This is a genomic window from Acidithrix sp. C25, from assembly GCF_904848545.2.
This window is the reverse complement of record NZ_CAJHCI020000001.1, coordinates 191,720-213,980: the sequence shown is the minus strand read 5'-3', so window position 1 is coordinate 213,980 and position 22,261 is coordinate 191,720. Positions and strand designations below refer to the sequence as shown.

Below are 22,261 nucleotides of genomic sequence, written 5' to 3'. Positions count from 1 at the left end.
TGGGCTTAAATAAGGCAGTACCCGTTATAAGCGATCGTGCATCAACCAGCACAAACTCAGTAATCTCAGAAGACCAAAAACCAACGACCAACGACTCCAGAAGAAGAGAGATGGCAACAGAAAAAGAGATGGAGCCAGAAAAAGAGAGATGACAACGGACTACCTAGAAGTAAAATAAAATATCAGACGTTCCGATAGTACCAATTTATCAATTTGGCCTTCAATAGCTTTGGAGGCAGGAGCGAACCGAACAATACCTTGCGCAGCTTAGGCCTTATGAGCTAATTTCTGTCCCAGCTATCGCATATATTCATCGGGATTGTGGGTTACCATCCATTGACTTCATTTCTCCTTTGAATTATTTTGTGAAGGCGAGAACAGCTGTAGCGATTCGCCATCTAAAACTGCAATGAAAACATCCAATCAAAAGGTATCCTGGACGCCACTAACTATTAATCTAAATGCTAAAATCCTCTTGCACCCGGCACAAGCGAAGTCGTATAAAGCCATCGCTTCATCGCTTATTTGGGCTCCACCGACCACCTATGACATCGCCACGACTAAAAAAGCTCATTTCACCCTCACCGCTCGGAAGAAGGAGCCTATCTCGACTGTCAAGTGGCTTTAAAATAAAATACCCATTGGCACCTAGGAAGAGTATCAACCTAAGTACCAATGGATCCATCCAAAGCTACAAAAACTATCCGTTGAACTCCGACGGAGACTCTGTTGACTCCGGAAGTTGAGGGTTCTCGCCCTCTTCGCTGTATAAATCAGCAAATGAGTTCTCAACCGCGTCAAGCGCACTGTGAAGGGCTAGACGAACCGTAGAACGGGCTTCAGAGGCTACAGCGCCCAAACGCTTAATATCGCTCTTGAGCTCATCCCTACGCCTCTTGTGATCCGAGACGTCCATCTCGAGTCGTGTCAATTCGGCATCCCGCATCTCAGCTACCTCTTGCGCAACCTTTGTACGCATCATGTCGGACTCTTGGCGAGCCCTAAACAAGGTATCCTCAGCGGTGAATTTAGCCTTTTCGATGATCTCGTCCGCCGATTGTTCGGCATGGAGGAAGATCGACAAGATTCGATCTCCGGCAGGAATAGAAGAGGCTGGTGGTGCCTGTGCCGGTATCGGCTCGACTTGGAATGAGCCACCACCTTGAGTTGCCTCAGCTTGGGCTAATCGAACCTTCAATCGCTCGACCTCTTGTTCAGATCGAAGCAGTTTGGAAGTTAAATCTCTGATCTCTTTTTCACGACTTTCAGCACCGGCTGCAACCTGCTCTAAAAAAGCATCGACATCGTCTGGGTTGTAACCTCGCATCTTCTCGCGAAATTGCGCTTCTCTTATCGCCTTTGCGTCAAAGTCCATCCTTTAAAGGGTAGCAACTTACAAAACTACAAGGATGGTTTTTTCAAACAAATTCAAAGGATTGCGGTCATATGTACCCTTTGGCAGCACGATCACACCCCAATGAGAGAATCGACGATCCTCTTTGATGTACTCTTGCCCCTCAAAGTAGCTCTAGAGCGCAAATTTGGGCAACTCGACCCTAGGGGCCCGGGTTGACGATCCTCATCAAAATCTGTATTACCAAAAGGATGATCAGTGGAGATAGATCCAGAGCCGCCGAGCCAAAAGCTACCGGAGGAATAATCCGACGAAGAGGTAGATATACCGGATCTGTGGCTCTTCTGAGATAGATGTTGACCCTATACAAGGGGCTTCCTGGGTGTGTTGGAAAGAAACTCAAGAGAATCTGTCCAATTATTATTAGAACATAGACCTCGAGGCCTCGGTAAAGAATTTCCTGTAGGATCCTCAATGCTCTACTCCTAAAATACTCCGCGTTCGGACAGATTTGCGCGTTCCTCTTGAGAAACAGTAACGTTGCTCGGACTCAATAAAAATACGCCATCGGCTACTCGCTCCATCTTACCCTGCAAAGCATAGGTAACTCCAGAACAAAAGTCAATCATACGTCTTGGCAGGTCGCTCTCTACGTTTTGAAGGTTCAAAATAACAGGAAGGCCATCTCGCATAAGATCGGCCACCTCAGTGGCATCCCTAAACCTCTTGGGGTAGACGATATGAACTGTAGGCTTTACCTGATTTATAATTGGACGTATAGTTGGAATTCCGCTTGCCATCTTACCTCTATCTGGTAGATCCACTGGTTGCCTCGATCTCGCCTCATTTTTGAGGGCGACATCCGAATCTATGCCAAAGGGATTTCGTCCCCCATGTGCAGCATTTTCTGGTGCCTTGGCGTGAACCTGGGAAGGCGCCTGCCTTGGAGGTCGTTCCGGATTATCTTGGTAAACCTGAACGTTGGGACCCCTTGGATAGGTTTCTTCTCTGAGCTCGGAACCATTTCGAACCCCATAAGGGGGATCATATTCCGGATCAAATTCTTCAGGCGAATCGGTGAGACCCAGCCATTCAAGTACTTTCCTCATAGCGGGAGCCATTATCTCTCCATACTTTTCATCTATGTTCCAACTTGCAAACCGATTGGAGCTTTACTACCCAAATCAAAACGATTTACGATCTTTAATTCTAAAAGCGAGCAATTCATCCTAGAGGATGATCTCAAAATACTTAACATTCTATGAACGTTCGTAGTTGTTCATATTGTCAGTTCTTGCCTTGAACTATCTCCCGATCCCCAAAGATCGCTCGACCCACCCTTACAATCGTAGACCCTTCTGAGACCGCCGCCTCAAAATCATCTGTCATTCCCATTGAAAATTCCGAAAGATCCAAAGATCTACCAAGTTGATAAAGATCCCTAAAGATAAAAATGCGCTCTGGCATAGAGACAACCGGGGTTATTGTCATTAGACCGACTACGTTCAAAGAAAGCGATAATCCCTTCTTTAGGGCCTGTTCAACCTCCGATACAGCAAATCCCGACCGTTGCTGCAACTTCGAGTAATCAACTTGCAAAAAAAGCTTTGATTTTGAGTCATTAGCAGCCAATAGTTCGAGCTCTTTTATCCTCGAAACACTGTGCCATACCCCAACGACACCAGCAAGACTGGGAATTCTACGACTTTGTATCGCACCTATCATATGCCAGTTGAGAACGGAATTTGAAAGAACGGTGGCCTTCTCCAAAAGTTCATTAGGGTAATTTTCTCCAAAATCAACTATTCCCAATTTATTGACCTTTGAAATCACATCAACGTCAATTCGCTTTGAAACAGCCACGACACTAACTTGAGACCCACCAGCACGAAGGACCCTGTCTTTTACCTTTTGGTAGTTTTCATAGATAAGTTCAGATCTGTCTTCCAAAGGTGCCATCTCCTAGTTCGATATGCAGATCAACTCGAGAATTATCCCTACTTCCACAGTTATGAATCCGAGCCTACGACAAACATGGCCATTCTAGAGGCAAGATCTCCACCTCTATATGAAAAATACCTCTCATCACAGATCGTGCAAGGCGGCCGCGTACTTTGCAGAAGGACGCCACTTTTTTGAAAGAGATGCGAAATTGATCCATAGATGTCAAGCGCAACAGCTCCGCCCTCGAGCGGGACGCTGGCATTGGTTCCAACCTTTTGGGAGAAGATATCGGCGTCACCGCTGGAGAATTCATAACAACAAATCCCCGCATGAGGACCAACCACGCCAATCAGTTCACCAGATCCGGCTGCCCTTAAGCGATCGATAGCCCCTTGAATAATGCCGCCATAGATTCCACGCCAGCCCGCATGAATAGCGACATAGCACAATGAGGAAGAATCAAAGATAACAACAGGGGCACAATCTGCCACCAAGATTATTGGGACGGAACGGGGTTCATCAACAAAAATCGCATCTCCCTCTAGAGGTTCTCTCAGTTGCCCCTTGCCAATTTCACCGTCTTGAGAAAGCTCTGCACTATCTCTTATGATGCTGGAGTGGGTCTGACGTAGTAAAGCTCGACTTTGGTATCTGCCGCCTGCCGCGACAATCAGCTTTTCGGCCACTTCGCTATTCCTAGCGTTGCCATCGCTTCGATTCGAGAAAAAGGCGGACCTTCCATCTGCATGGCGATAAAGAAGCTCCATCAAAAGACCCCAATCAATATATGAAGAACGCCTAATGTCACTAGCGGTACCTTCCTTCACGCAAACAAGGACAAGACCAAACAGTTAGATAATGCCCAAATAGAAACCAAGAGCAAATAGCACAATCTCTGTCGGGCTTATCTCAGGTCCATCTGCCAAAATACTCGATCGAAAGGTTCGATTCGATCCCTCGGCTAGACGATTGCTAAAAAGCAAAAAACAGAAACATCCGATAGACCGATTGGATCACATGCCTACCCAGGTGACCTTTGAGTCTTGTCTTGTCCTAGTATCCTCTCCCGGTATCGTTAAGTACTGCTCAGGATCATCCTCGTCGTAAAACCTTATCCATCGTTGGCGAAATATCTCCACCTTGAATTCAAAACTCGATTTCTTGGTCTGATCTCTTAGCTCAGCATGGTCCTAATTATTAAGATGCAAATAAATTACTTAGACGGCAATGCGCGTTAGTGAGGCCATCGATCAAAACAACGGTAAAAACAGACCAGAGAGATCTACCTAAAAGTAAAATTTAATCCCATTTGGGAAAAGTCTTCAAGTTAGAGGTTCTTTAAAAAAGACGGAACGTCGATATCTCCATTGTCATCCTCGTCAAAGTTAGCTTTATGATTGGAGCCATTGCTTGACTTCTTAGATGCTAACGAATCGTGATCGCCATTCAACCCTTCAGTTGCGCCGCCACGAACACTCGCGCTATTAGCCTCGTTATTAAACTTATCGATTGAAGAAATATCGATTTTCTTCATAATCGATTCGACTGTTTGGCTCTTAGCGTCATTGAGTCCAAAACCGGTGGCGATAACGGTAACCCTTATCGAATCCCCGAGACTCTCATCAATCACATTTCCAAAGATGATATTAGCATCTTCATGCGCCAACTCTTGGACGACTTGCGCCGCACGATTCACCTCTAGAACCTTGATATCGTGACTTCCCGCGATATTTATCAGAACACCCCGAGCACCTTCCATTGAAGATTCAAGGAGATGCGAGGTAGTTGCTAGCTTGACGGCCGTGACTGCTCGATCCTCACCCGTAGCGGTGGCCACGCCCATGATCGCAGTTCCGGCATTTTCCATTATCTTTCGAAGATCGGCAAAGTCAGTATTGACCAATCCTGGCTTGGTTATAAGATCGGTGATACCTTGAACGCCCTGCATCAACACTTCATCTGCCATCTTGAAGCCATCCTCAAGAGTGGTCCGATCGGTTGCAGCTGAGATAATCCTATCGTTCGGTATCACAATAAGGGTATCGACCTCTTCGCGAAGGCGTAGAATACCCGCCTCTGCCTGTCTTGAGCGATTACGTCCTTCAAATGCAAACGGACGTGTAACAACGCCGATGGTAAGCGCTCCTAGGGATCTTGCAATCTGTGCTACTACAGGTGCGCCACCAGTACCAGTACCGCCGCCTTCTCCAGCTGCTATGAAGACCATGTCCGCCCCTCGGAGCGCCTCTTCAATCTCCTCACGGTGATCTTCAGCGGCCAATTTGCCAACCTCTGGATCACTGCCTGCACCCAAACCTCTGGTTGTGTCCTTACCGATCTGCAACTGAATATCTGCATCAGAGCCAACCAATGCCTGTGCATCCGTGTTGATAACTATAAATTCAACTCCACGAAGCCCAGCGTCGATCATTCGATTGACGGCATTACTACCGCCACCACCGATACCCACCACTCGAATCATCGCCACATAATTATGCGAATCGACATTGATCATCGATATTCACCCCATCAGAAATCTCTTAGACAATTGCACCGAGTCTTTGAATCAAACCAGGTCCCCCCAACATAGCCACGTAGAACGTGCCATCTCGTAAGTTCATGCCTAGATGTAATCTCCAACTTTTACGGCTCGACACATAGCGGCCGATATCGCAAGTCCGTGCGGATTATTCTAGCGGTTTCAACTCTCCACCAACCGATAGAACACTAAAGGAATTAAGCATTTCTGGAAGTACTTCTCTGCGCGCACTAATAACGCTGAGTATGTAATTCTCTCAGTACTTTGAGGAACTTTCAAGAGATAATTATTTATAAAATAGCGACTAGCGACTTTGGTAATTGCGCCATCTAATTGCCGGCGGCCCAACCATCGCGCCAATATGATCGTATTTCCATAATTTCGTATCCATTGTAATTGGGTGGACTAAGTGAGCACTCAAAGCGCAAATCAGAACATTCTCTAGCTACGACATGGATACTTAATAAATTTCAAGAAACAATCAACCTAGCACCGGAGTCGAAAAGTCCATCCAGCCACCAGATCGCCAACTCTGGATGTTCTGTCGATGCGACTAAAAGTGACCGTCATGATCAATTCATCAACATCGGCCCAAGAGATCTTTCAAAGCAACAATTCAATTGCATATCAATCAAATAATTCCACATAATAATGATATCTACCATGCACAATTTAAAAATCCTCAAAAGCTATTTATGGGGTTTCTTTTATCGCAACTTACTAAAACAACCTCAAATAAGGACCTTCTCATTTTCCGTCTTTCACAACTCCTAGGGGCAAAATCCCAATTCACCGCCCCTAGATCAATTACCGCAAAAATAAATAGCCCCTTTTCGCAGCGAATCGATCCAAACCACAAACCGCAATTACACGCCAAAACCATTCCAAAATAATCAAGACAACATCGCACTCTCCCGAAGGTAAACGATTCGCTTAAATTCAAATTCCAAGCTCATCGCTTGGGAAAAGGAATATCTTGAAGGGTCAATCAAACGACGAGCCCTTATGACAGTTTCAGAGTTAGATAAGTCCAGAGCTCCCCAAAAGGCACCTCTGCCCTTTTGACTTGGCCACTATCAACGAATCAGCCCCGGCAAAATCAACGACACAAAGGGCCGTTCTTCACCCAACCCGTCGCCGAATAAGATGCAAAACCCAGAGAAAATAGACCAGAAAGAGAGTAACCCAGAGTCAATAGGCGATAGGCCACTTTCGATCCATCTATTGCGCTTGCCCATTCAAACATCACACAGCAGAATCACACAGTTAACTTTTGGTAACTTTTGGCCTAAGCGACCTGACCAAGATTACCCTGGCCCTCTAGGAAGAAGATGGCGGTATCAACGACGGATGAGAGATATCGGTCAAGTCCAAGATGCTTCCTGGGGCAAGTGGAGTCGCCTTCTCTAAAAGTCCAAGTTCAGCAACGGTAGCACTGATCTTATCTTGATTGGAGATGTAGACAAATGTATGGTTTGAATCCTCAAACCCCACACCTGTTCCCGGAAAGACGAAATATTCAATCGGCAGATTCAATAGACCACCAAGGTGCCCCTCGATATATGCAATCCTAGAAAATGCTGGTTTCACCATCGAAACCGAGGTGTATGTGGCGCAGTTAAAGTCCACTATCACTCCGCCATAGGGGTCGGTTGCCTTACAGATTGCTGGCATGGCGACTGGGGGCGTAACGCCCGGGAGGACTTGTCCTCTTTGACCTATCACTATGCGATGAATGGAGAGTGAGTCTGTGGCTACGACAAAAGTTGCCTGGGCAGAGGTGACTAGCACATCCAAAGTATTTGGAAACTTCTTCTCAACTAAGGCCGAATTGATCTTTGGATTTTTGAGCAATAAAGCTTGGATCGTACTTGTGGGGACAGAAAAATAGCTAATGTGAAGATACTTCGAGACGATCCCGCTGACAAAAGAAGAACTTGCCAAAGTGCCTTTTATGACAATATTCGTCTTTGTAATCTTAAAGATAGAAAGAGAGGAGATGACCCCCAAGTAGCCTAGGCAAAAGAGACCAAGTGAAGCCAGAGCGATAGCAACTCTACGCCGGAGAAATCGCTTCGCAATCTGGTTCCTTCGACGCTTTATCCGCGGGTCAATTCCACTCTTATCATCCAATTTTATAAAAAACGCTTTCTAGTCAAAAAGTACTATAGAGATTCGACCGAATCGGTCGTGGAACGATCCATCGACAAAACAAAGATAACACGCCACCCATATCCAGCAACCATAGTGTTCGGAAAATCTAAGGCGAGATCGTCACCAAAGAGAGCTCCAACCTAGTGAGATTTGACGGTGTTTAACCCTTCCAATCCGTAGGTCTCGTCGAATCCTAAAAATCGAATCTCGCTATGAAGTCGTATCGAGAACTTAGCATCGACAATATCACGAACTTTAGCCATAAGAGTTATGACGTCAAGGGCCGAAGCTCCGGGCTCTGCCTGAATAAAATTCGCATGCTTTTGTGAAACACTGGCACCGCGATAGGTAAATCCCTTTAGCCCCGCTTGTTCAATGAGGCTACCGGCGCTTATTGAAGGAGGATTAACGAAGACACTTCCAGCATTTTGCCCACCTGGCTGATTGTTCCGACGCCATGTCACAATCTCGCTAATTCTGGCTTTGGACAGCTGCGGATCCCCCTCCACCATTCGAATCGTCGCACCTAAAACTACCGCTGTGGGTGACAGTCCCGAACTTCGATATCCAAATCCGCATTGACTAACGCTCAAACTTTTGTAGCCCAAAGGCTCATTTGGATCATAGATCTCGATCGATTCAACCGAATCCGCCATAGTCGAACCATGGCCACCTGCATTCATACGAATAGCACCACCAATCGACCCTGGCACCCCTACTGCCCACTCAAAGCCACTCAACCCGATGCCGCCCGACCGTCGAGCAAGAATGGGTAAATGCACAGAAGATCCTGCCCTAGCGGACAAACCTTCAAAGTCAATGCGATCAAAGTCACCCCCTAAGCAAAGTGCAACCCCAGAAAAACCAGAGTCAGAGACCAACAAATTCGAACCATTACCGATCACAAAAATCGGTATCTCACCCTCATTTCTGATCAGCTCATAGAAGGTCAAAAGGTGCTCTTTAGTCCCAAGAGTTACACCAATTGCAGTAGAGCCGCCCACTCGATAAGTAGTACGAGAAGCTAGAGATGGATCAGACCAGATCGACAAACCAGCCAGCGCAAGGGCATCTCTCAAACCATTGAAATTCCAGTGGTGATCCATCAGCCTCTTTGTGCTCCATCCCGTCGCAGCCCTGCACGATCGATCATCTCTTGGGCCAAAGATGTGATGTCTCCCGCGCCAAGTGTTAAAAAGATATCGCCCTCTGAAATAAGGGCCAAGGAAAAGTCAGCCATATCGCTGCGACTAGGGTGATACAAAACCTCAACATTCGGATGGTTGGTATTCATATGTACAGCAATCAGCTCACCAGATACTCCAGGAATTTGATCCTCACCTGCGGAATATACGTCGCCTATAATGACTAAGTCCCCGCCGGCTAACGCGTCTCCAAATTCGTCAGCCAATCTCGCAGTCCGGCTGTAACGATGTGGCTGAAAAGCCACAACTATGCGACTATGTGGCCATTGAGCCCTCGTAGCCTCAATCACCGCACGAATCTCTGAAGGCAAATGGGCATAGTCATCGATAAATTGAACTCCTCGAACCTCCCCTTTTCGCTGATATCTGCGAGAAACCCCGGTAAATTCCAAAAGCGAATTAGCCGCCACTTCAATCCCGACACCTAATGAGACCGCCATTGCGATCGCTCCAGCAGCGTTCAATGCGTTATGCATCCCCGGTACCACTAATTCAACCCTCTGGGACACTGAACCTCTCTGGTTCAGGTCAAAGTGCGTCTGATACTCCCCAAAAGAGACATTAGAGATACAGAAGTCATCGGTCTCGCGGACTCCAAAGGTTTTAACGCCCTCTATCGAAAGAAGGTCACCTACATCTCCAAGATAGGAGCCAATCAACTTAGGCCCCTCGGCGTTCTTGACAAATCTAAAGAAGTGGTCTTTTAGGTCTTCATAGCCGTTGTAATTTTCAATATGGTCGGGTTCTAAGTTTCCAACAATTACACCATAAGCACCTAGCGCCATAAAGCTCTTATCGCTCTCGTCGGCCTCGATCACAAAATAGTCCCCAGCACCCTTAGCTGCAGAGGTTCCCGTCTCGTTCAGTTCGCCACCGATAATGTAAGATGGAGAAAGGCCCCCAGCCAACAGGCAAAGTGTCAGCATCGATGTAGTTGTGGTTTTACCATGTGTTCCCGCCACGCCAATCACCTTGCTATCGCCTAGGAGAATCGGGAAAAACTCAGACCTATCCAAAACGGGTATTCCCTTTTGAAGTGCCGCCAGCACCTCTGGATTACTCTGTCGAATCGCAGATGAGATAACTACCACTTGTGCATCTCTAACGTTTGAGGATTGGTGGCCTAGATACAGTTCGACCCCATAGCCCCTGAGCCGCTCAAAGGAGGACGACGCCTTCAAATCTGAGCCACTAACTTCTACACCACGCTCAGATAGAACCATAGCTATTGCTGACATTCCAGCTCCGCCAATGCCAACTATATGGACTCGTTCCGGCATAACAAGGTCTTTCATGGCGACTCCTTTCATGGAAGTATCCCTAGAGATCTATGCGGACAAACCTTTATTAAAGAGCATAATCAATGGCTCTTTTCGCGATCCGTATTGCAGCATCGCCAACTTCGTCGTCACTTGGCTTATTGGGAAAACTTTGGTGAAAAACTTTGGTTGGCGAGCTGATCAATTTCTCGATCATGTCGCCAAGAAGTGCCGGGGAAAAGTCGCCTTCTCTTACAAAGACTGCCTCGCTTCTCTCGCAATACCAACGAGCATTCTTTGTCTGGTGGTCGCCTGGGGAGTTCGGAAGCGGAATCAAAATAGCTGGCACTCCAAAGTAGTCGAGCTCAGCCACCGTATTCGAACCTGCGCGCGAGATCACAAGATCCGCATTTCCCATATATGAATAGAGCTCGTCACTATAGTTTTCAAAGACGACCTGCGCCGATGACACCTTTGATACTTCTGTTAGTTCTTGTCGAACCTCCCCGAAGTCACGCTCTCCTGTAATAACAAAAAAGCCCACCTTTGGGAAGCGATTTGGGAAGTTAGATAAGGTAGCAATAATTGCATCATTTATTCTTCTTGAACCTAGCGAACCGCCAAAGATAACAACAAAGCTATCTATCTCATCAACCTCGAAGCCCGCTTTCGAAAAGAGATCCCGCCTTGCCTCTTTGGAGACATCGACAGCCATTATCTCTCTTCTTAGAGGGACTCCCGAGCGGTTCGCAAAACCATTGGGATCGATCTTGCCCCGATGGATCTTTGACTCTTCAAAACTTAAAAAGATCTCCTTGGCTAGTTTGGAGATCAACCGGTTGGCTCGCCCCATAACAGAGTTTGTCTCCACTACTAAAACTGGAATCCCCAAGCTATAACTAGCCAGTGCAACAACGACTGAGATGTAGCCCCCAAAGACGATGGCGACCTTCGGCCTCTGCACCTTGAGCAAAGCCCTTATCGCAAAAGATGCAGATACAAGGGAGGCAACGCCTCGTACTTTGGATAGTACTGTTGAGCTAGCGGTAATTCCCCTTACATCAAGTCTTTCTCTACCATAGGGCAATTGCGAAAAAATAGCATCCTCGACCGGCCTACTAGAGGTCACAAAACAGATTTCGCTCGCCGAAATCGATCTATCCTCAAGACACTGCGCTACTGCCACCGCTGGATAGATATGACCGCCGGTGCCTGCCGCACCTATGACAACCTTCATATCGTACCTACTTTTTAACTTTAAGACTTCGAGTTGCAACTCTCGAGAATCGAGTTTGAAAATTTCACCATCTTTGGACCATCATCGCACGCACCAAGCAACGCTATGGCCGCCTCGTTGCGCGCTCGGACATCTATTCAATAGATGCATCCGGCGCACACTACAGCCAGCGACGATTTCCTTTTGAAGAATAACCCTAGCGCCTAATGCCTTGGCGGGCTTGCGCCCTGAGTTAGGTTTTCGCATCCATGGTCGCAATGTAATCGATCACTCAACGGTTCATCCACTAAGATTTAATGGCGACAATAAAGGCCAAACCAATGCGTCAAAGTCCGCTCAAATAAGATCCAAAGGCCTCAGCTTTACCGAGGCCAATTAATCAAGGGCATTCAAAGACCTTTGTTAGCAACACTATTAGCAACATAAAATATGAATACGCACTAACGAGATAGCAATCACATGCCCTAGCGCTAAGGCAAATCAAAAACAAAGTGTGATTACTCGCTCAACAAGAAAGTCCAAATTCCAAGGTTGATAGCAATGGGACAATTTTTACCTTCAAAATCACCATCAAAGTCACCTTCAAAAATCAAGCCCTAGCACTCTTTGAATCTTCTAATCGCAGTAGCACAATTGCCTCAACAGATAGGGTCAACTAGCATATCCACCTCATATGCATGACCCAACTCGCTCTATGGGAGGATTCGTTGCCAAGCTTTTTAATCTCTGCCGATCAGCTCTGTCGATCGTCTCTTGCCGCTAAGAAATCGACGCGATAGCTGATATAGAGACCTGAGGAAGAGAAACGACGATGATCTTCCATCCAACAGCTTTCTCCTTGGCAGTTCGATTGAAGCTACAGGTCTATTGAGACTGTAGTCACATGGACAAGCAACCCTCAAGGAGTCACTTTCTTACTCGCAGACAGCCTTACTCGCAGACAGCCAAGAACCACCTGCCGAAACCCCTACCATGTAAATCAAAGCCAGATCAAAGCCAGATCAAAGCCAGATCAAAGCCAGATCAAAGCACAGACTACTTCGGCAAAAGGTTTTATATTAAAAATAAATTCACCCTTCACTAGCGAGATCCAACCTCTCAACGATTAAAATAACCCTTATAAAATACCAAGTTCAAAACGCGACAATACTAAGATATTAATCACAGCCATGAAAAACTTTAAATGATTTCTAGTTGCCCCTATAGATAAGTCACTGGAATCAAATCTTCAACTTTAATAAACCATGGTAATTATTTGCAATGACCGCCATTTAGTCAGCCAAAAAGTAGCAACATATTCATTTACTGCCATCTTTATCAATTCAAGATAGGTCATCAAACAACCTATCTCCTAACCAATCACCGCAAATTATAAGACTCATTACGCGACAATTATCAAGAGCCATCGACCAAGTCAAAGACGACCAATTGTCGATGGCTGCTCAACAGCAGCTAATTACATCTCTATGAAATACAAATCGCGACCACTTCGAGGAGCACTTCGAGGAGTACTCTCACGACCACAGGGAGAAGGCACCGGTTATGAGGTCTTGATGATCCAAATGATGAAGGGGAAGCCAAAAAAGCCAAGGCCGTCCCAAAATAGCAAAATCACAGATCCAAGGCGATGATGACCTTCAGAATTGGAATACCGCTTGTTATGGACTGGAGCGTTCCGGAGACTAGTGTCATCACACTAATGGTAAACTCCAAATATTACGATAAGTCGGCGCTATTGTTCCTGATAATTTTCGACCGTAACTACTTTTTTTTGATTTCGCTATCGCCCAAAACCTGCCATTAACTTCATTACCATCCGCATCGAATCGAAGCAGTAACAACCCAAAGTTACTTAATAAACAAACCCGAAGGGCAAGAATTTGAATCAACATTTGATTCAAAATCGATTAGAAAAGCGTAGTTAGTCGCAAAAAGGAAAGTCCCAAGGGGAACTAGCTTCACTCCTGGCATAAAAAATACCACGGATCTTGCGCTACTTTTTCAATAAAAGGTGCCACCTTTTCCGGCAACATTGGCCTGGCAATAAGATATCCCTGCACGTTTGCACAACCCATACGTTGCAGAACCTCAAATTGTGCTATAGTTTCGACCCCCTCCGCCACGATCTCAGCGCCCAGAGCATCTGCAATCCTTATGACCGACTCTACTATGGTGCTAACTTCAACGTTCTCAACCAATTCACTCGTAAAGCTTTGGTCGATCTTGATCGTTGTGGCGGGAAATTTACGAAGATAGCTGAGAGACGAATAGCCTGTGCCAAAATCGTCGATGGAGATGCCCACGCCTAAATCTTTTAGCTTTTCGATCTGTACCTGTGACTCATCAACATTTGTCATAGCGATAGTTTCAGTAATCTCCACCTCTACCACGCCATTTCCAAGACCATATTGGCGTAGCTTGTCTCCCAAGATCGAGACCAAGCTGCCGTCTAAAAACTGAATCGCTGATACATTGATCGAGAGCATCGCCACATCGACCCCATCACGATGCCAGCTAGCCAACTGCGCGAGGGCTCGACTAATTATCCAATTTCCCAGTGGAATTATAAACCCAGATCGCTCAGCGATTCGGATTATTTCGGATGGCGGGACCTCACCCAATTTAGGATGATTCCAACGTAAGAGAGCCTCAAAACTTCGAATTGACCCATCCCTGAGCGAAACTATCGGCTGATAAACCAAGTACAGCTCATCATTGGAAAGCGCCCTTCGGAAAGACTTCTGGATCTCGAGGGATCGAGTATAGGCCCCAATATTCGAGGAGTCGAAAAGAAGGATCTTATTTGAACCACCATGACGAGCGCGTTCTAGAGCCGAATTAGCCAAGATAAAGAGTGACTCAAAGTCACTAGAATCATCCGGGTAAAGCGAGATGCCAATGAAAGCTCCTAAGTGAACTTCACCGGCATCCGTCTCAATTGGCTGAATTATCAATCCCAAAACAGACTGTGCGAAATCCAGCGCATCGAGTGGATCCTTCGTGGCAACGGCCATCGCAAATTCATCGCCGCCCAAGCGACAGATCGGCCTCTTTGGATCTATCATAGCTTCAAACCGACTACCAAGCCTCTGCAATGCGACGTCGCCTATCGAATAGCCATAGGCCTCATTGACAGCTTTAAAGTGATCGAGGTTGACAAGCAAAAGAGCAACGCCACCCATTGCCTTTGACTCTGACTCAAAGAGTTCAACCGTGGCCACCATGAAGGAGTTGCGGTTCATAAGACCGGTCAAAGAGTCAGTCATCTCGGCGTTACGAAGGCGTTCCTCGTTTGATCTCTCCTGGGTGACATCCTTATAAAATCCGGCGTAGCCCACCACCATCTCTCGATCGTCACGAATGTGGCGAATTGAAAATCGATTCAAATACCCGAATCCATCCTTGCGATGGCTCCATAGGTCGCCGTCAAACTCACCGTTCCGCAACAGCTTCGACCAATCCTCACCGAAACCACCATCAAAGACCATCGGTGAATCAGTCGGTGCTACATAAGTACCGATTGCATCTTCTTCGCTATAGCCGGTAATCCTCGTAAAAGAGGAGTTGATAGCAGTGACCCTAAAGTCGGCGTCAGCAATCGCTATGCCTTCTCTACTGTTAGTAAAGAGACTCGCCGCAGTAAGAAGACGATCTCGACTCTCAATCCGAGCGGTAATATCCAATACAACAGCGACGAAGAAACGCTCCTCGCCCACTTCGGCAATCTGAAGGTGAACTTCTACTGGATATCTTGACCCATCTTTGCGTTGATGGACCGACTCAAAGACCAATATCTCCTTAGTCTTATCCAATAGCGGTGAGGCCAGCTCCATGAAGCTGGCCAAATCAAAATCAGGCTTAATCGCCAGAGCATCCATCTCATTTAGCTCTAAAGCGCTATAACCAAGGTTAACCAATGATCCACGGTTGGCCCATGTAAAGCGCAGCGACTTGGCTTCATAGATTAGCACTTCGTTGAGAGAATTATCGATAATTCGACCGAGTAACTCTATCCGATTGCGCCGTTCGTCACGCTCATTTACATTTTCAACTGCAGCGACTAAATAGTCGAAGTTACCCAAAGCATCAGTGACCACCCCTACGGTATTATGAACACGAATAGTTGAGCCATCCTTATGGATGTAGCGCTTATCTAGGACAAAATAACCACCAGTCGCCTGAGAAGCTCTAGCTAAAAACGCCTTACTCAGCTCAATGTCATCGGGGTGCGAGAGGCCATATACGATATTTCTGGGGAGCTCATCTTGTTTGTAACCGAGCATCTCACAAAAGCGACTATTCGCCTCTAGGATCATCCCATCCTTGGTTAATGCTATCATTCCAACCATCGAATGCTCGAAATAGGCGCGGAAGTGGCGCTCCTTAGCAGCGAGCTCAGAGGAACTTCTCTCGATTTCCGCGTTTCGGTCAAAGTTTTCAAGAGCAAAAGTTACATCACGAGATAGCTCGTCCAAGAGCGCAACAACATCGCTATCGAAAGCACCTATCTGTTCGTGATAGGCCGTAAAGATCGCAAAGATCTCACCGCCACGAAAGATTGGGAAAGATCCACATGAATTAATTCTATTGGTAACAGCACGCTCTTTCCATGGATCTGTCATTTCAGAAGAGTGAAAATCATTGATTATGACATTTTGACCTTCACGCCAAACGTGTCCAGTTGGGCCTTGTCCGAAGTCAGAAGATGGATCGACGAAGATCTCAATTCCATCTAAATACGCAGTAGCCCCAGAAGAGACTAGGCGAGTCATACTTCCTGATTCGAGATCCGGGCGCCCAATCCAAGCAAGTCTCATTCCACCAAGAGAAACCGCAATGTCGCAGATCAGCGGAAAGAGGTGGCTTTCATCTTCGAGACGCAAAATAGCTTCATTGATCTCATAGAGGGCCTGATAAAGACGTGACATCTTCTCGAACTTCTCGTCCATTTAGCTCCTCCCTCTATCCAAAACTGACTCCGGGCTTACCTCTGGCAATGATCTATCCAAAACTACCCAGCGAGTGAAAATAAAGCAATCAATACACCCCTCATAAACGCCTGAATCTCTCATTTAGAATCTCAAATTCGGATCGTCCTTTTAGCAATACGAATTATCTCTCAGTGATATGGCCAATAGAGACCCCAAACTCATAAGCAATGCGCAACTCAATCCCATGAGCCTCATCTTTATTCACCTGATGCCACAAAAAACCGTCTTGTAATAGAGCTTCCTTGATCCATTTGATCTCTCGAAACTCTACTTTCAAAGCTCATCGGAGCTGAAGCTCACCTACGCATAACCACAGTCTTGCCCCAATTTAGGCGTTCCGCTCCTAGAAAACCTATCAATGGATATCGACCTATAATCGATTCTCATTAGTTGAACTTAAATAACTATAGTAATTTATAATTTCATCAAACTATAAATCAAACTTTTAATTTCGCCTATCTGGCCTCGTGCCGCCCCAGTTAGAAAAGAGCGATCTCATAGACGGCGGACAAAAGGCTATACAATGAACCGAAACTTATCACACAAAATGACCATTTGGAAAAGCAAAAGCTCCCAATTGCATAAAAATCATGAACTACTCACCAGCAATCTAGTGCGAATTGATCTCTTGGTAATATCTGCACTGATCCACTATCGCCATCTCATCCCAGATATTGTAATGTGAATGCTCGATAGGATATCAGCCATGAGGGATTCCCTAAGGCGTATCATGATCTGGCACCAAAGAAAGAGCGTTCGACAATTTTGCCTTTGCCTTGATATCGATCTAACACTGCATGGCACGACGGATAGAAAATCGATCAATTCCATGGTTCATAAACTTGCCTAAGCATTTCAAACGGTCAACTTTAGATATCTATATCCACTGGTAATAGACCCAAGAGTCGTAATCTTGGTCACCCCAAAACTCCTTTGGCATTCAGTCAATGCCTTAGGGTGTCCAATCGACAACTATAAACGAATCTAGCCAAGCCTCAGAAAGACCAGTGTTCACTCTGACTCGAGCTTTTAGAAACTCACCTTGATGAGCGCGGTCTCGAATCATCACAGCCCAGAATTAGGGGTGAAAACACCCTCTATTGACACATGCTAGTCAATTGATGCAATAGAGTGTCGCGCTCGAGAAACAATCTAGTATTCCAAAAAAAACAAAACCCAAAAGACTTTCGACCGGCCCGATGCTCATATTACCCCGCGCCTAAGTAGATCAATCGATCCTAGGAGCAAATATCAACCAGTAGATCTCGCTCACTCGCCAATCTAACATATTCTTGGGTTGCCTAGGTAGTTACCCTCTCCTGGCAATCTCCTTCGGAACCTGCAATAGCTTTGTAACTTTTATACGATCTAAGCCACCTCCATTCTTGTACCGTTAGTCGTATCTCAAACTGAATTATTCGTGGGGATAATCGGTACCTCAACTAGGAGTTCGAGACAACCTATTCTCCTTTTCCTGGGAAGATTTAGATTTTTGAGACCATCTACCTCTAAGCCCATAAACAAATCATCTTTCCTAATCATCGATGAGATTAGAGTCGAAAAAGATGGACCGAAAGTCTTATACCACAGCGCAACACAGCTTCTCCATGCAACCCTCAAGTACTTTTCCAAAAAGGTTTGGCCAAGAAAAGCGCGATCTCCTGGCCAAATCAATAATATCGACTGATCGAAGGGGTCGCCTTAGCACTTGGTTATCACGGTATTGCTAATCTCTGTTTCGCTAATCCGAGTGTGGTTGAAAAACCGCATCAACAGCACGATGCTCCATGCGGAGGTAAGGATTCCGCCTCGATCAGCTATGTTGCTTTTGGAAGTTAACTCTGCAACCATTACAACAAAAGTAGTAGTCGATGCCACCTAAATTGACAGTAATGGCGCTGGCGTCGATCACTACATCCATCCCACAGATTGGGTCAATCCCAATCTGTGGATAGTTGGGCGCCAAAGTTTCAGCTCGGTGCGACCTTGAATTTCTTCGGGTAACTATCTCTGCCAAGATGGATATTGCAATCTCACCAGGAGTCCGCCCACCGATGTCTAGTCCAGCTGGAGACTTTATCCTACTTAGGTCATAGCCCTTATCCTCTAGAAGACTTAGAACGCCAGCTCCCCGCCTCTTTGAAGCCACAAGGCCGATATAACTTGCCTTTGACTCCAAGGCCTCAATAAGCGCCGGCTCTTCGTCGATCCCATGGGTAGCGATGACGACGAAGTCACTTTCAAGCTCCTTAGATCCCATGAAAGTGCCCTCAAGTGGCCTAAAGCCAACAACTGCCGCTGCATCTAAAAGTGCCTGAGCAATTGGAGAGTCACCATAGATCACAATCGTCGGCTCAGGAAGTGAAGGTTCTAAAAACATCTCCAAGGTCCCGCCTGAAAGGCAAGGGTTGAAGGCCCTTATCACCTCGCCATCTGAGTCATTTTCATCGCTTTGAGTACTATGGGGCGAGATGATCAAAAGTGCCGAGGACTCTCTTGAGAGAACCCGCAGCGACTCAGCCTTAACTGTAGTCAAGGCACAAGAGCCACCAACAAAACCTTCGATCGTCCCATCCGAAAGAATCACCGCACAGTCTCCTGGCCTTGCACTCGTTGGCGATTGGGCCCGCACTACAGTTGCCAAGACAAAGGGAACCCTCTGTCGTCGCAACTCCGCTGCTCTATCCATTACATCGATTCGTGTCACTGGATTGCCAAATCCGTCCTATAGGGCGCACCTTGCATTGCCTGCCAGACTTGAGCTGGCGTAAGCGGCATATCTGCGTGCTTGACGCCATACGGAGCTAGCGCATCAATGACTGCATTGACAACCGCCGGCGGCGATCCTACTGTAGCCGATTCACCAACCCCCTTTAGCCCAAGAGGATGATGTGGGGACGGCGTTACAGTGGCACCGGTCTCCCAAGAAGGACATTCTAAGGAAGTAGGAATAAGGTAGTCCATAAACGACGCACCAAGGTTATTGCCATCTTCATCAAAGGCAATAACTTCCATGAGGGCCATTCCCACTCCGTCTGCAAGACCACCATGTACCTGACCTTCAACGATCATCGGATTGATTCTTGGACCACAGTCATCGACAGCAATGAATCGCCGTACCGAAACCTTGGCAGTTGCAGGATCCACATCAACAACACAAATATAGGCTCCGAATGGATAAGTCAAATTCGGCGGATCATAGACACACTCAGCATTTAGGTGACCTTCTACCCCTTCTGGTAGCTCTACCGTTCCGTGAGCACCAAGTGCTATCTCGGCCATGGTTTTGCCCACTGACTTATCACCTTTGATGTTGAAGCGGCCCTTCTCCCATTCCAGGTCTTCAGGTGCGCACTCCAGCATGGCACTAGCCACAATTCGTGCTTTATCAACCACACGTCGTGCAGCTATAGCTGCGGCTGCGCCAGATACCGGGGTCGAACGAGATCCATAGGTGCCAAGGCCAAATGGGGTATTGTCGGTGTCACCGTGTACCACGTCAATATCTTCTGGTGGAATACCAGTTACCTCAGAGACGATCTGAGCAAATGTAGTTTCATGGCCCTGTCCTTGACTCTGAACCGATAGCCGAACAACCGCCTTACCGGTAGGATGAACACGAACTTCACAGCCGTCAGCCATTCCGAGCCCTAAAATATCCATATGGCGCTTAGGACCAGCGCCAACCGTCTCGGTAAAAAAGCTAATGCCTATTCCCATTAGCTCGCCTTTGGCCCGTTTTTGTGCCTGCTCCTTTCGAAGCTCCTCATAACCAGCTATATCCATTGCTAAGCGAAGGGCCCGAGGATATTCACCGGAGTCGTACTCCCAACCCGTCGGAGATGTATATGGGAATTGCTCTGGGCGAAGGAGGTTCTTCATTCTCAGTTCTGCAGGGTCCATTTTTAGCTCTTGAGCCAAACGATCAACCATTCGTTCAACGAGATAGACAGCCTCAGTAACCCTAAACGAACATGCGTAGGCGACGCCCCCTGGTGCTTTATTGGTATAGACACCCCGAACAGAACAATGTGCAGCCATGAGATCGTATGAACCCGTAAAGACGTGGAAGAACCCTGCGGGAAACTTGGTCGGCTGAGCGGTATTATTGAAAGCACCGTGGTCGGCTAAGACATCTACCCTTAGACCCAAAATCTTTCCATCGGCGCTAGCTGCAATCGAACCCTTCATGTGGTAGTCACGTGCGAAGGAGGTGCTCATCAAATTCTCAGAGCGATCCTCCATCCACTTGACTGGTCGCTTGGTAAGGATCGATCCAACTATAGCCAGCACATAACCCGGGTAGATTCCAACCTTGTTTCCAAAGCCGCCACCAATATCAGGGGAGACCACCCTCAACTTATGCTCTGGCAATCCCGCCACTAGGGCATATAGGGTTCTGTGTGCATGTGGAGCTTGAGTTGTGGAATAGATCGTAAGTTTTTGATCTATCGGATCCATATAGGCAACAGCCCCGCAAGTCTCCATCGGTGCAGGATGGACTCGAGGATATAACATATCTTGGTCGACTACAATGGCAGCGTTCGCAAAGACCTCATCTGTAGCAGCTTTGTCACCCGACTCCCAATCGAAAATAAAGTTATCAACCTTGCCAGCGATGTCATCTCGAATCACCGGCGCATCTTTATCAAGTGCTTTTTTGGCATCCACCACCGGTGGTAAAACTTCGTAGTCAACCTCAATAAGTTCCAGCGCATCTCTTGCGGAATAACGATCCTCAGCAACCACAAAGGCAACCTCTTGACCTTGAAAGCGAACTTTATCGGTCGCTAAAACAGCTACCACGTCATGAGAGAGTGATGGGATCCAAGCCAGATTCAGCGTCTCAAGGATTTCCCCAGTGATAACCGCTTTTACTTTAGGATGAGCTTGAGCTGCGGAGATATCAATTGACTTGATGCGAGCATGGGCATAGGGAGATCGCAGAACCGCACCGTGCAACATCCCAGGCAAATTGAGGTCATCTACATAGTTTCCCTTGCCCCGAAGAAAACGTGCGTCTTCTTTGCGCAACATTCTTCCAAAGCCAATCGGATTTGCTTGATTTTCTGTGGTCGTCATTGCGCAACCTCCGCTACATCCAAAGCGCCATTCGAAGAAGAGTTTGCAGCCGCCCATCGAATCGCTCTAACAATATTTTCATAACCCGTACATCTACAGATCTGTCCTGAGATCGCCTCTCGAATCTCAAGGTCGCTTGGATTGGGATTTCTATCCAAAAGGGCACGAGCGGTCATCAGCATTCCTGGGGTGCAAAAGCCACACTGAAGGCCGTGTTCTTGCATGAAGCCCTTCTGCACTGGGTCCAGTTCCCCACCTTGTTCAAGATCCTCTACCGTTCGCACTCTGTGGCCATCTGCCATTGCCGTCAAGACAGTACAGGACTTAACTGGAAGATCATCCAACCACAAGACACACGTACCGCAGTTGGATGTGTCACAGCCCCAATGCGTTCCGGTTAGCCCGATTTGATCTCTTATAAAGTGAACCAACAGAAGTCTAGGCTCTATCTCCTCGGAATAGTTGACTCCATTTACCTCAATATTCACACGCACTG

At 46.8% G+C, this 22,261-nt stretch carries 14 protein-coding genes; all 14 read right to left on the bottom strand.

All coding sequences use genetic code 11. The features are described from left to right. Positions 1-700 precede the first annotated feature (700 nt). Positions 701-1,375: a DivIVA domain-containing protein gene (locus tag ACIDITHRIX25_RS87505; protein ID WP_201732266.1), complete on the bottom strand. Its 675-nt coding sequence runs from the start codon at positions 1,373-1,375 to the stop codon at positions 701-703. Between the two features lie 181 nt (positions 1,376-1,556). After that, a complete protein-coding gene (locus tag ACIDITHRIX25_RS87500; protein ID WP_201732265.1) occupies positions 1,557-1,829 on the bottom strand; it encodes a YggT family protein in 273 nt (90 codons plus the stop codon). A gap of 10 nt (positions 1,830-1,839) precedes the next feature. Beyond that, positions 1,840-2,475: a cell division protein SepF gene (locus tag ACIDITHRIX25_RS87495; RefSeq protein ID WP_052603935.1), complete on the bottom strand. Its 636-nt coding sequence runs from the start codon at positions 2,473-2,475 to the stop codon at positions 1,840-1,842. 166 nt (positions 2,476-2,641) lie between these two features. Beyond that, complete coding sequence (locus ACIDITHRIX25_RS87490) at positions 2,642-3,304, bottom strand: alanine racemase (protein ID WP_201732264.1); 663 nt, start codon at positions 3,302-3,304, stop codon at positions 2,642-2,644. A 59-nt stretch (positions 3,305-3,363) separates the two neighbouring features. Continuing rightward, the gene (locus ACIDITHRIX25_RS87485; protein ID WP_201732263.1) at positions 3,364-4,125 is read right to left on the bottom strand and encodes a purine nucleoside phosphorylase YfiH/LACC1 family protein; all 762 of its coding nucleotides are present in this window, start codon (positions 4,123-4,125) and stop codon (positions 3,364-3,366) included. 500 nt (positions 4,126-4,625) lie between these two features. Then, complete coding sequence (ftsZ, locus tag ACIDITHRIX25_RS87480; RefSeq protein ID WP_201732262.1) at positions 4,626-5,813, bottom strand: cell division protein FtsZ; 1,188 nt, start codon at positions 5,811-5,813, stop codon at positions 4,626-4,628. Positions 5,814-7,157: 1,344 nt separating this feature from the next. Further along, a complete protein-coding gene (locus tag ACIDITHRIX25_RS87475) occupies positions 7,158-7,970 on the bottom strand; it encodes a cell division protein FtsQ/DivIB (RefSeq protein WP_201732261.1) in 813 nt (270 codons plus the stop codon). A 161-nt stretch (positions 7,971-8,131) separates the two neighbouring features. After that, a complete protein-coding gene (gene murB, locus ACIDITHRIX25_RS87470; protein ID WP_201732260.1) occupies positions 8,132-9,097 on the bottom strand; it encodes a UDP-N-acetylmuramate dehydrogenase in 966 nt (321 codons plus the stop codon). Further along, positions 9,097-10,491, bottom strand: coding sequence for a UDP-N-acetylmuramate--L-alanine ligase (murC, locus tag ACIDITHRIX25_RS87465; RefSeq protein ID WP_201732259.1), 1,395 nt, complete (start codon positions 10,489-10,491; stop codon positions 9,097-9,099). The genes murB and murC overlap by 1 nt, the downstream gene beginning before the upstream one ends. Before the next feature lie 52 nt (positions 10,492-10,543). Next, positions 10,544-11,692: a UDP-N-acetylglucosamine--N-acetylmuramyl-(pentapeptide) pyrophosphoryl-undecaprenol N-acetylglucosamine transferase gene (locus ACIDITHRIX25_RS87460; RefSeq protein ID WP_152625759.1), complete on the bottom strand. Its 1,149-nt coding sequence runs from the start codon at positions 11,690-11,692 to the stop codon at positions 10,544-10,546. A 1,958-nt stretch (positions 11,693-13,650) separates the two neighbouring features. After that, the gene (locus ACIDITHRIX25_RS87455) at positions 13,651-16,641 is read right to left on the bottom strand and encodes a bifunctional diguanylate cyclase/phosphodiesterase (protein WP_201732258.1); all 2,991 of its coding nucleotides are present in this window, start codon (positions 16,639-16,641) and stop codon (positions 13,651-13,653) included. A 1,855-nt stretch (positions 16,642-18,496) separates the two neighbouring features. Continuing rightward, entirely contained in the window at positions 18,497-19,390 is an 894-nt protein-coding gene (locus ACIDITHRIX25_RS87450; protein WP_201732257.1) for an XdhC family protein, read from the bottom strand. Continuing rightward, positions 19,387-21,765: an aerobic carbon-monoxide dehydrogenase large subunit gene (locus ACIDITHRIX25_RS87445; RefSeq protein ID WP_201732256.1), complete on the bottom strand. Its 2,379-nt coding sequence runs from the start codon at positions 21,763-21,765 to the stop codon at positions 19,387-19,389. Before ACIDITHRIX25_RS87445 ends, ACIDITHRIX25_RS87450 begins: the two co-directional genes overlap by 4 nt. After that, entirely contained in the window at positions 21,762-22,259 is a 498-nt protein-coding gene (locus tag ACIDITHRIX25_RS87440) for a (2Fe-2S)-binding protein (RefSeq protein ID WP_052603922.1), read from the bottom strand. The genes ACIDITHRIX25_RS87445 and ACIDITHRIX25_RS87440 overlap by 4 nt, the downstream gene beginning before the upstream one ends. Positions 22,260-22,261 lie beyond the last annotated feature (2 nt).

What these genes read in the sequence shown, in the direction of transcription:
- ftsZ (WP_201732262.1), bottom strand. Translation starts at nt 5,813, where the DNA reads ATGATCAATGTCGATTCGCATAATTATGTGGCGATGATTCGAGTGGTG.
- murB (WP_201732260.1), bottom strand. Translation starts at nt 9,097, where the DNA reads ATGGATCACCACTGGAATTTCAATGGTTTGAGAGATGCCCTTGCGCTG.
- ACIDITHRIX25_RS87455 (WP_201732258.1), bottom strand. Translation starts at nt 16,641, where the DNA reads ATGGACGAGAAGTTCGAGAAGATGTCACGTCTTTATCAGGCCCTCTAT.
- ACIDITHRIX25_RS87495 (WP_052603935.1), bottom strand. Translation starts at nt 2,475, where the DNA reads ATGGCTCCCGCTATGAGGAAAGTACTTGAATGGCTGGGTCTCACCGAT.
- ACIDITHRIX25_RS87445 (WP_201732256.1), bottom strand. Translation starts at nt 21,765, where the DNA reads ATGACGACCACAGAAAATCAAGCAAATCCGATTGGCTTTGGAAGAATG.
- murC (WP_201732259.1), bottom strand. Translation starts at nt 10,491, where the DNA reads ATGAAAGACCTTGTTATGCCGGAACGAGTCCATATAGTTGGCATTGGC.
- ACIDITHRIX25_RS87505 (WP_201732266.1), bottom strand. Translation starts at nt 1,375, where the DNA reads ATGGACTTTGACGCAAAGGCGATAAGAGAAGCGCAATTTCGCGAGAAG.
- ACIDITHRIX25_RS87460 (WP_152625759.1), bottom strand. Translation starts at nt 11,692, where the DNA reads ATGAAGGTTGTCATAGGTGCGGCAGGCACCGGCGGTCATATCTATCCA.